Source organism: Pseudomonas sp. NPDC089534 (genome assembly GCF_044749305.1).
Classification (GTDB): Bacteria; Pseudomonadota; Gammaproteobacteria; order Pseudomonadales; family Pseudomonadaceae; genus Aquipseudomonas; species Aquipseudomonas ekonensis.
This window is the reverse complement of the sequence record NZ_JBIVHR010000037.1, coordinates 46,198-55,824: the sequence shown is the minus strand read 5'-3', so window position 1 is coordinate 55,824 and position 9,627 is coordinate 46,198. Positions and strand designations below refer to the sequence as shown.

Genomic DNA, 9,627 nt, shown 5'->3' with positions numbered 1-9,627 from the left:
GCGCCTGCTTCACCATTTCCAGCCTCGGCCACATTGGCGGCACCGGCTTCACGCCGATCGTCAACGCGCCGGAAGTGGCGATCCTCGGTGTCTCCAAGGCGACCATCCAGCCGGTCTGGGACGGCAAGGCCTTCCAGCCGAAGCTGATGCTGCCGCTGTCGCTGTCCTACGATCACCGTGTGATCAACGGCGCCGCCGCCGCACGCTTCACCCAACGTCTGGGCAGCCTGCTGGCGGACATCCGCACCATCCTGCTGTAAACCGCTCGGCCCTCCCGCCACGGAGGGCCGAACGCCGCACGATTTCGGGTGCCACACGCCCGTACCTCAACCCCGCTTCGGCGGGGCTTTTTTTTGCTCTGAGCCCCTTTGCAGCGCCTTTTCCCACACGTCGCGCTGACATACGCCACAACCTGAGTCTACTTCCCGTCGATATTTTTCCGGACGAGACAACTAACCTTGGCGCGCCGAAGTTCATTGAAGAATACCGGCGACTTTATCTTCTTATTGCAACTTAATTCGAATGGATTCGAACATGTTAAAACCGACTGTCGGCCCGATCCTTGGCCACGTGACAACTAATCACGCCCGGATATTTATTCGCGGAGAACTCAATGGCAATGCCCCTGTATTTGCAGGCGTCCGCCATCGCAAACAGGGAGAGAAACAGTGGTCAACCGGTATTTTCGTTAAACTTGATGTCATTAATGACATGACCGGCGTTGTGTCGCTCAACAACTTGAGCGACGACACCGAACATGAATACCAGGCCGGCTGGTTCAGCCCGATGAGCCCGGTGCACACCGTGGAGAGCGTCGCGGAACTGCCGCTGCAATGGCCCCGCGAGACCTATCGCCTGCGCACCCGCTGCCGCACGCAATCCCGGCCCCGGGCCTACATCGTGGGTTCCTGCCGCTACTTGCGGATGACCGCCGGCATCGCCTCGTTTCCGAGCCTGAGCGACCGGATCTTTGCATCGGTCAACCGGTTGGTCGACAACGCGCAACCGCCCGTCGACGCCATCGTGATGACCGGGGATCAAGTCTATGTCGATGATCTGAACTTCATTGCGCCGGATCGTGAATACAAAGAGATCCTTGAGAAATACCACGCGGCGTTTTCTCAACCCAACATACGGCAACTGATGTCTGGAACTTCCACTTACATGATCCTTGATGATCATGAAATCGAAGACAACTGGCCCGCCAACGCCGGAAAGAATGATCATGAGTTATATCGCAACGCCATGGCCGCCTATGAACTTTATCAAGTCAGCCACAGCCCGGCACATGAACTGACCGCCGAAGACAAAGTCAACCGCCTGAAGCTTGAGCACTACTGGTATCGGTTCGGTGACGGCGACGTTGAATGGTTCGTGACCGACAGCCGCACCCGGCGCAACCTGGCCGCCGACGACCGACGCATTCTCGACCGGGAACAGGAGCAGGCCCTGACCGAGTGGCTGGTCAACAGTCCGGCGCGGGTGAAGTTCGTCGTCACCGGCGTGATGTTCTATCCCGACCGCAGGCTCAACGCCGACGATGCCTGGCGGGGCTTTCCGGAACAGCGCCTGCGCCTGCTGGAAACCATTCGCCGGCACAGGATCGACAATGTCGTGTTCATCAGCGGAGATGTGCACGGCTCGCTGACCGCTCGCCTGAGCCACAGCGAGGATCCGGACTTCGAAGTGCACACCGTGGTCTCCTCGCCGCTGCACAACAGCAAGCTGCTGCCCTATGCCAAAGCGTCGACCTTCATCCTCGACCAGCCGCTGGCCCGCACCGCGACGGGCGATTACCGGCACGAACTGACCAGCCGAGTGATCAGCCAGGACAACTTCGCCCACCTGGTGGTCGGGGCCGAGCACATCCGGGTCGACTATCACGACCGCGACGGCAACCTCCTGCAATCGGTCGAAATACCGCTGCGCTGAATCGGCAGGATCGCCGCTCCTGCGCCGCAAAGGCTCTGGAACGGCAGTCTTGCGTCACGTCCGGATTAGTTTTCGGGGCTGGCTGGAGAAATGCGCCGGTCAGCCGACACATTCTTATAGCACTTGGCCTTCATCTCTCTTGTCAGTCGGTGCCGCAATGATGCAACCTTGCCGCAGGCAACAGTAAAGAGGGCGAGAGCCCGGCGCGTTCAGCATATTTCCAAGCGAGTTCCCTTCATGAAGAGCCAACCCGATGCCGCCAGCCGTATGGTGGCCGAGGTAGTGACGCAGTTGCCTGTGCCCTCGCGGCTCGGCATGCTGCGTTTCGAGCGCCTGAATGAAGCGAGCTGGGCGATGCTGTTCCTCGACCCCAACTGCGAACGCCAGTTCGGCCAGCCGGCCGTCGAGCTCTGCGCCCTGGTCGGCTCGCCCTATGCCAGCCTGATGGAGCCGGAAGCGCGCTATCAGCTGCACGACACGATCCAGCAGCAACTGAGCGCAAGCCCCCATTACCTGGTGCGCTACACCCTGCACACCGCCGCCGGCGTGCTGAGCGTGCTGGAACTGGGCGAGGCCTACAAACAGCACAACCGCCATCTCCTGCGCGGCTACCTGCTGGTGGTCGACGATGTGTTCGACGACGTGCCGGCGCTGCCTTCCGTCGACCTGGAAACCCAGAATTCGCGCCTGCAGATCGCCCTGGAGCTCAACCAGCGCGCCCAGCAGGAACAACTGCAGCACCTGGAACGGGTGCGCGCCCAGCAGGACCTGATCCTGCTGCTGGCCCGCCAGCGCTACAGCAGCCACAACTCGCTGCAGGAAGCCGCCGAACTGATCACCCGCTGCGCCTGCGACATCTATGAGATCGACTGCGCCAGCCTGTGGAACCTCGAAGGCCAGCATTTAGTGCCGATCTCGGCCTACCACCGCGCCAGCCAGGAATACCTGCTGCCGGACGTGATCGACGTCAGCGGTTTCCCCGACTACATGGAAGCGCTGCACAGCAGCCGCGCCATCGACGCCCACAATGCGATGCACGACCCGCGCACCCGCGACATGGCCGAAGCCCTGCGCCCGCGCGACGTCAATGCGATGCTCGACGCCAGCATCCGGGTCGACGGCCAGGTGGTCGGCGTGCTCTGCCTGGAGCAGACCGGCGTGACCCGCGCCTGGCAATCCGACGAGATCGCCTTTGCCGGCGAACTGGCCGACCAGTTCGCCCAGGTCATCAACAACCACAACCGGCGCACCGCCACCAGCGCCCTGCACCTGTTCCAGCGGGCGGTCGAGCAGAGCGCCAACGCCTTCTTGCTGGTCAACTGCGAAGGCGTGGTCGAGTACGTCAACCCCAGCTTCACCGCCATCACCCAGTACACCACCGAGGAAGTCCACGGCCAGCGCCTGTCGGAACTGCCGGCCCTGGAAAACCTCAGCGAACTGCTGTTCGACGCGCCGTCGGCGCTGGCCAAGAGCAACAGTTGGCAGGGCGAGTTCAAGAGCCGGCGCAAGAACCTCGAACCGTACTGGGGGCAACTGTCGATCTCCAAGGTCTACGGCGACAACCGCGAGCTGACCCACTACATCGGCATCTACGAAGACATCACCCAGACCAAGCTGGCGCAGCAGCGCATCGAGCGCCTGGCCTACACCGACAACCTGACCAACCTGGGCAACCGCCCCGCGTTCATCCGCAACCTGGACGAGCGCTTCGCCCGAGACAGCGATACCCCGATCAGCCTGCTGCTGGTGGACATCGACAACTTCAAGCGGATCAACGACAGCCTCGGCCACCAGACCGGCGACAAGCTGCTGATCAGCCTGGCCCGGCGCCTGCGCAACAGCCTGAGCCCGAGCGGCAGCCTGGCGCGGTTCGCCAGCAACGAATTCGCGGTGCTGCTGGACAACACCGACCTTGAGGCCGGCCAGCAGATCGCCAGCCAACTGCTGATGACCCTCGACAAACCGATGTTCGTCGACAATCAGCTGATCAGCGTCACCGGCTCCGTGGGCCTGGCCAGCGCGCCGCTGCACGGCCGCGACCCGCAGACCCTGATGCGCAACGCGGGCCTGGCGCTGCACAAGGCCAAGGCCAACGGCAAGCATCAGGTGCAGGTCTTCACCGAGGCGCTGAACGCCGAGGCCAGCTACAAACTGTTCGTCGAGAACAACCTGCGCCGGGCCCTGACCCAGAACGAGCTGGACGTGTTCTACCAGCCCAAGCTGTGCCTGCGCAGCGGCCGGCTGCTGGGCATGGAAGCGCTGCTGCGCTGGAACCACCCGGAACGCGGCATGATCCGCCCGGACCAGTTCATCAGCGTCGCCGAGGAAACCGGGCTGATCATCCCGATCGGCAAATGGATCGCCCGCCAGGCCTGCCGCATGAGCAAGGCCCTGACCGCCGCCGGCCTGGGCAACCTGCAGGTGGCGATCAACCTGTCGCCCAAGCAGTTCTCCGACCCGGACCTGGTGGCGTCCATCGCCAACATCCTCAAGGAAGAGGCGCTGCCGGCCAACCTGCTGGAACTGGAGCTGACCGAAGGCCTGCTGCTGGAGGCCACCGAAGACACCCACCTGCAGCTCGACCAGCTCAAGCGCCTGGGCCTGACCCTGGCCATGGACGACTTCGGCACGGGCTACTCGTCGCTCAGCTACCTGAAGAAATTCCCGATCGACATCATCAAGATCGACCGCAGCTTCATCCATGAGATCCCGGACAACCAGGACGACATGGAAATCACCTCCGCGGTGATCGCCATGGCCCACAACCTGAAGCTGAAAGTGGTGGCCGAAGGCATCGAGACCGCCGAGCAGCTCGCGTTCCTGCGCCGCCACCGCTGCGACGTCGGCCAGGGCTACCTGTTCGACCGGCCGATCCCCGGCGCCGAGCTGATCGGCACGCTCAAGCGCTACCCGCGCGGCCCGCTGTCCCTGTAATCCCTGCCCCGGTCCGGATGCGCCAATCCCACATCGTTTGGCTAGTGATTAACTCGGCATCATTGGGCACACTGGCGGTCTGCTGATTGAACATCCCATCCTGACTGAGAGGAACGATCATGGTTCTGCGCTCGGAAATTCTGGTGAACAAAAACGTGCTACCGACTCAAGACCAAGCCCTGCCGGGCCGCGAAACCCCGATGGCCCTGCCTGAAACCCATTTCGTCTTCAAAGACACCCCGCTGCTCGGCCCGTTCTTCGACGATGTCGAGTTCGCCATCTTCGGCCTGGGCTGCTTCTGGGGCGCCGAGCGCCGCTTCTGGCAGCGCGAGGGCGTGGTCAGCACCGTGGTCGGCTACGCCGGCGGCTTCACGCCGAACCCGACCTACGAAGAAGTCTGCTCGGGCCTGACCGCTCACGCCGAAGTGGTGCTGGTGGTGTTCGACAAGGCAAAAGTCAGCTACCAGGAACTGCTGAACATGTTCTGGGAACTGCACAACCCGACCCAGGGCATGCGCCAGGGCAACGACATCGGCACCCAGTACCGCTCGGTGATCTACGCCACCACCCCGGAGCAGCTGGACGCGGCGAACAAGAGCAAGGCCGTGTACCAGGCCGAACTGAACAAGGCCGGCCTGGGCGAGATCAGCACCGAGATCGAACAGGCCCCGACCGTGTACTTCGCCGAGGCCTATCACCAGCAGTACCTGGCGAAGAACCCGGAAGGCTACTGCGGGATCGGCGGCACCGGCGTGTGCATGCCACCGAGCCTGGCGGGCAACTAAGCCTGAAACCGTGGCGAGGGAGCTTGCTCCCGCTCGACTGCGCAGCAGTCGCAATCCCGGCGATGAGTGCTTTCTGAAAGGACGCATCGACCGGTATCAGGGGCGCTTCGCACCCCAGCGGGAGCAAGCTCCCTCGCCACAGGTGGTTAAATGTTGATCAGCTCTCGGCGATCAACCAATCCATCTGCCACCCGCCCTGGGTCTGCCCAAGCTTCTTGGACAACCACGGCAGCAGCTCGCGCAATTCCTCTTCCAGCCCCCACGGCGGATTGGCGATCGCCAGTCCCGAACCGTTCAGGCTGTTGGGCGTGTCCAGCGGATGCACCAGCAGCTCGACCCGCAGCAGCTTCGGTGCGCCGGTGCCGGCCAGGTCCTGGTAGAAACGGCGCAGCGCTCGCTGATCCTTCACCGGATACCAGATCGCCGCCACGGTCTGACGCATCCGCGAGATCGCCTCTTTCAGGGAAGCGGCGCAACGCTGCATCTCATCGAGCTTCTCGAACGGCGGATCGATCAGCATCACCGCCCGCTTCTCGGCCACCGGCAGCAGCGCCCGCGCCACGTGCCAGCCTTCGCCCAGGTGCACCGCCACCCGACGGTCGCCCTTCATGTTGTCCTTGAGCAGCACGCCGTCTTCCGGGTGCTTCTCGTTGAGCAGCACCCGGTCCTGCGGCCGGGTCAGGCGCCGCGCCAGCTCCGGCGAGCCGGGGTAGTAGCGCAGCTGGCCGTCCGGGTTCATCTCGTGCAGCACCTGCATGTAGTCGGCGGTCAGCGCCGGCAGGTCAGGCTGATCCCACAACCGCGCGATGCCTTCCAGGTACTCGCCGGTGCGGTTGGCCTGATCGCCCTGCAAGTCATACAGGCCGATGCCGGCGTGGCTGTCGAGATAGGCAAACGGCTGCTCCTTGCGCGACATCAGGGCGATGAGGCGGGTCAAGGTCAGGTGTTTGAACACATCGGCGTGATTGCCGGCATGGAAGGCGTGACGATAATTCATGGTGGCTCCTGCGAGGGCCGCAAAGTTTACCTTTTACCGGGCGGCAAGTCAGGGGCCGCAGCCGAACGGGCCGCGAAGCGACCCCTCACCCGCCAACCTCACTGCGTTTCCTGCAGCAGGTAATCCAGCAACGCCGCTTCCGACGCCTCTTGCGACAGCGAAACCTGATAGAACCTTTCGACCTTGCGGCGCAGGACATCGGCCGGAAATGCCTGCGCCAGCGTCGGATGCGCCTCGCTCAGCCACTGCAAAGCATTGCGCATCCGGACATCGCCGCCGAACCGCGCCAGCAGCCCTTGCGGCACCCGCCACCAAGGAAAGGCCCGATCCGAGGCTTGCCCCCGGCCGCCGACCGCCACCGCCCGGCCATTGATCAGGGCACGCCCGAAGACCGCCAGCAGCTCCCCCGCATCGACCTCGGACGACGTCAGGATCGGCAGCAGGAAGCGCCCGTCCCAAAACCGGAAGAACGCCGGGCGCCCGTCCGGCATCAGCACTTGCGTCAGGCTACGAAGATGCGCGGCCACTTCTTCAAGACTTGCCGAGGACACCCCCAGCCACCCCCAATCGTCAGACCCGGTGCTCGCCGCCCATTCCAGGAACTCACTGTCAGCGGCAACGATTCCCACGTACGGCATTACCGCTTCCCACTCGGAAAACGCTGTTTTCGCCCAGACCGGCGTCGGCGCCTGCGAGGGCCAAGCCTTGAGCGGCTCTCCCGCGCTGGCGCCGCTCAATACCGCAAACAATTGTTCCGAAGGCTTCAGCGGCTCAGCCGCCAGCCATTGATCAGGTCTCACAGACTCCCTCCTTGCACCGCTCGCACTCTTCGCAGAACGGCGCATCGCTTTTCAGGCTCATGATTTGCGCGGCAGTCAGGATCGCCGCCGGCGCTGCCGCCAGCCCGGCAGCCTGCCCCACCACCGCCGGGGCCGCCGCCATCGCCGCCATCGGCGCGCCGCCGACCTGGATCGGCACGCTGCTGAAGATCCCGCCGGGGCCGATGTTGATCCACTGCCCGCCCGCCTGGATCGTCGCGCTCGCGCCGCCGTCGATCACCACCTGCTGACCGGCGCTGACATGGAACTGCGCACTCGCGCTCAGCGCCTGGCTGTTCACCCGGACATGCCGGTCGCCGGCCACCGTGAGGTGGTCGTCCTGCTTCACTTCGGCCTGACGCCGGCCGTGGGTGACGCGCTGTTCGTCGGCCTTCAATTCGTGCCTCGCCAGGCCGGTGACGACGACGCTGCGCTGGTTGTCCACCTGCACCTGCTGGTCGTGCAGCACATGCTGCGTCCAGTTGCGCTGGGCCCGCAGGTAGATTTCCTCGGCGCCCTTGCGGTCCTCGATGCGCAGCTCGTTGTAGCCGCCGCCACCGGGGCTGCTCTGGCTGCGGAACACGCTGCGGGTCTTGTCCGCCGGCAGATCCAGCGGCACCGGCGTGGCGGCGTTCGGCAGGCAACCCATGACCAGCGGCTTGTCCGCGTCCGCATCGACGAAACCCACCAGCACCTCCATGCCGACCCGAGGGATCAGCACGCTGCCGTAGCGGTCATGGGCCCAACCGGTGGCGACCCGTAGCCAGCAACTGGAATGCTCGTTGAGTTCGCCGTCCCGGTCCCACGCCAGTTGCACCTTGACCCGACCGTATTCGTCGCAGTGGATTTCGCTGTCCTTCGGCCCGGTGACGACCGCCTGCTGGTAGCCGGACATCCGCGGCTTTTCCGGAACCGCCGACGGGCGAAAGAAAACGTCCCACGGCGTGGCGAGAAAAGTATTGCGGTAGCCCTGGAACCCTTTCCCGTCGCTGGTGACCGACTCCTCCAGCACCTGCGGCTGCCGGCCATGGTGCTCGACGGCGGTCAGCAGCCACAGGTCATTCCAGTCCTGGCGCGGATGCTCGGTCAGTTGCAGGAAATGTCCGCTGAGCAGTGCGGATTCGTCGCTGTGCCCCTCCGCCAGGCAATGGTCGGCCATATGCCGCTCAAGGGTTCGCCGGGCCAGTTGCTTACCGGCCTCGCGCTCGGTGAACCGGCCTGGGAAGCGGTAGTCCTCCAGCACCGGCCGCTGCTCGCCGTCGACCCGGGCCTCCAGGGACAGCTGCGGTTTTTCGAAGTCGTAGTCGCGGCGGCTGACCACGCTGGTGCGGGTCTCGACACGGACCCTCAGGCGCTTCACCGCCGGCGCCGCGGCGGCCATGCCGCTGCCCGGCCGGTAGGGCGTCGGCCCGGCCAGGCGGGGAAACACGGTCTGGTCATCGCCGAACACCAGCAGATGCCCCTCGGGGCTGTGCCGAAAGTGGAAATGAATGCCGACTTCGCCGCACAGCCGTTGAATGAACGTCAGATCGCTTTCGGCGTACTGCACGCAGTATTCCCGGGGCGGGTAATCGCTGCCCAGGCGGAATTCGAAGGCATCGCGCAGGATTCCGTGATCCTTGAGCACCTGCGCCACGATCTGCGGCACGCTTTGCCGCTGGAAGATCCGCTGGTTGATGCGGTGCCCGAGGTAGGCCAGGCGCGGGACGAGGCTGACGTGATAGCGGGTCAGCCGCTTGCCCGAGTCCCCTTGCCCGACGCGATAGACCTGACCGTGGATGCCGGACTCTTGCCCATCGAAACTCAGAAACGCCTGACGGTGCAGCAGGCTTTCAAGGTCCAGGTCCGGTCGCTCGCCGACCAGTTCCAGGTCGAAGCGGAAAGGTTGGCTGATGGCTTCCTTGCCCGTGAACTCAAGCACGTTGAGGTCAAATTGGGCGCCTTCGAAGGTCAACGTGAAACGCAGTTGATTGGCAGGCGCGAACATCCGATGTGTCTCTGCAGAATGGAGGCGGGCGATTCTGCATGAGGGGCCAGGGCTGGAGAGCCAGCGACAGGAAAATCAGATTTGCCCTACGTACAACACCGAATGGCCCTCAAAAATCAGGCGAGTTCGACTACAGACACATCCCTAAAACTTATCCCCAAACCTTGTAGGAGC

General features: G+C 64.0%; 7 protein-coding genes. 4 read left to right on the top strand and 3 right to left on the bottom strand.

From position 1 onward, the window contains the following. From ACIP0B_RS13950 to msrA, 4 genes are all read left to right on the top strand, one after another. On the top strand, positions 1 to 260 hold a 260-nt coding region (locus tag ACIP0B_RS13950; RefSeq protein ID WP_400832713.1), incomplete at its 5' end, for a 2-oxo acid dehydrogenase subunit E2. A gap of 274 nt (positions 261 to 534) precedes the next feature. Beyond that, positions 535 to 1,932, top strand: coding sequence for an alkaline phosphatase D family protein (locus ACIP0B_RS13945; RefSeq protein ID WP_400832710.1), 1,398 nt, complete (start codon positions 535 to 537; stop codon positions 1,930 to 1,932). 237 nt (positions 1,933 to 2,169) lie between these two features. After that, the gene (locus ACIP0B_RS13940; protein ID WP_400832709.1) at positions 2,170 to 4,866 is read left to right on the top strand and encodes a putative bifunctional diguanylate cyclase/phosphodiesterase; all 2,697 of its coding nucleotides are present in this window, start codon (positions 2,170 to 2,172) and stop codon (positions 4,864 to 4,866) included. 119 nt (positions 4,867 to 4,985) lie between these two features. Then, entirely contained in the window at positions 4,986 to 5,651 is a 666-nt protein-coding gene (gene msrA / locus ACIP0B_RS13935) for a peptide-methionine (S)-S-oxide reductase MsrA (protein ID WP_400832707.1), read from the top strand. Between the two features lie 157 nt (positions 5,652 to 5,808). Here the strand turns inward: msrA and ACIP0B_RS13930 are convergent, their stop codons facing one another. From ACIP0B_RS13930 to ACIP0B_RS13920, 3 genes are all read right to left on the bottom strand, one after another. Continuing rightward, a complete protein-coding gene (locus ACIP0B_RS13930) occupies positions 5,809 to 6,648 on the bottom strand; it encodes a 23S rRNA (adenine(2030)-N(6))-methyltransferase RlmJ (protein WP_400832704.1) in 840 nt (279 codons plus the stop codon). 98 nt (positions 6,649 to 6,746) lie between these two features. Further along, a complete protein-coding gene (locus ACIP0B_RS13925) occupies positions 6,747 to 7,493 on the bottom strand; it encodes a DUF4123 domain-containing protein (RefSeq protein WP_400832701.1) in 747 nt (248 codons plus the stop codon). Further along, a complete protein-coding gene (locus ACIP0B_RS13920; RefSeq protein WP_400832698.1) occupies positions 7,438 to 9,453 on the bottom strand; it encodes a type VI secretion system tip protein VgrG in 2,016 nt (671 codons plus the stop codon). The genes ACIP0B_RS13925 and ACIP0B_RS13920 overlap by 56 nt, the downstream gene beginning before the upstream one ends. Positions 9,454 to 9,627: the final 174 nt, after the last annotated feature.

Bases quoted from the DNA above. Each gene is read 5' to 3' on its own strand.
- ACIP0B_RS13945 (WP_400832710.1), top strand. From the start codon at position 535: ATGTTAAAACCGACTGTCGGCCCGATCCTTGGCCACGTGACAACTAAT.
- ACIP0B_RS13940 (WP_400832709.1), top strand. From the start codon at position 2,170: ATGAAGAGCCAACCCGATGCCGCCAGCCGTATGGTGGCCGAGGTAGTG.
- msrA (WP_400832707.1), top strand. From the start codon at position 4,986: ATGGTTCTGCGCTCGGAAATTCTGGTGAACAAAAACGTGCTACCGACT.
- ACIP0B_RS13930 (WP_400832704.1), bottom strand. From the start codon at position 6,648: ATGAATTATCGTCACGCCTTCCATGCCGGCAATCACGCCGATGTGTTC.
- ACIP0B_RS13925 (WP_400832701.1), bottom strand. From the start codon at position 7,493: ATGCGCCGTTCTGCGAAGAGTGCGAGCGGTGCAAGGAGGGAGTCTGTG.
- ACIP0B_RS13920 (WP_400832698.1), bottom strand. From the start codon at position 9,453: ATGTTCGCGCCTGCCAATCAACTGCGTTTCACGTTGACCTTCGAAGGC.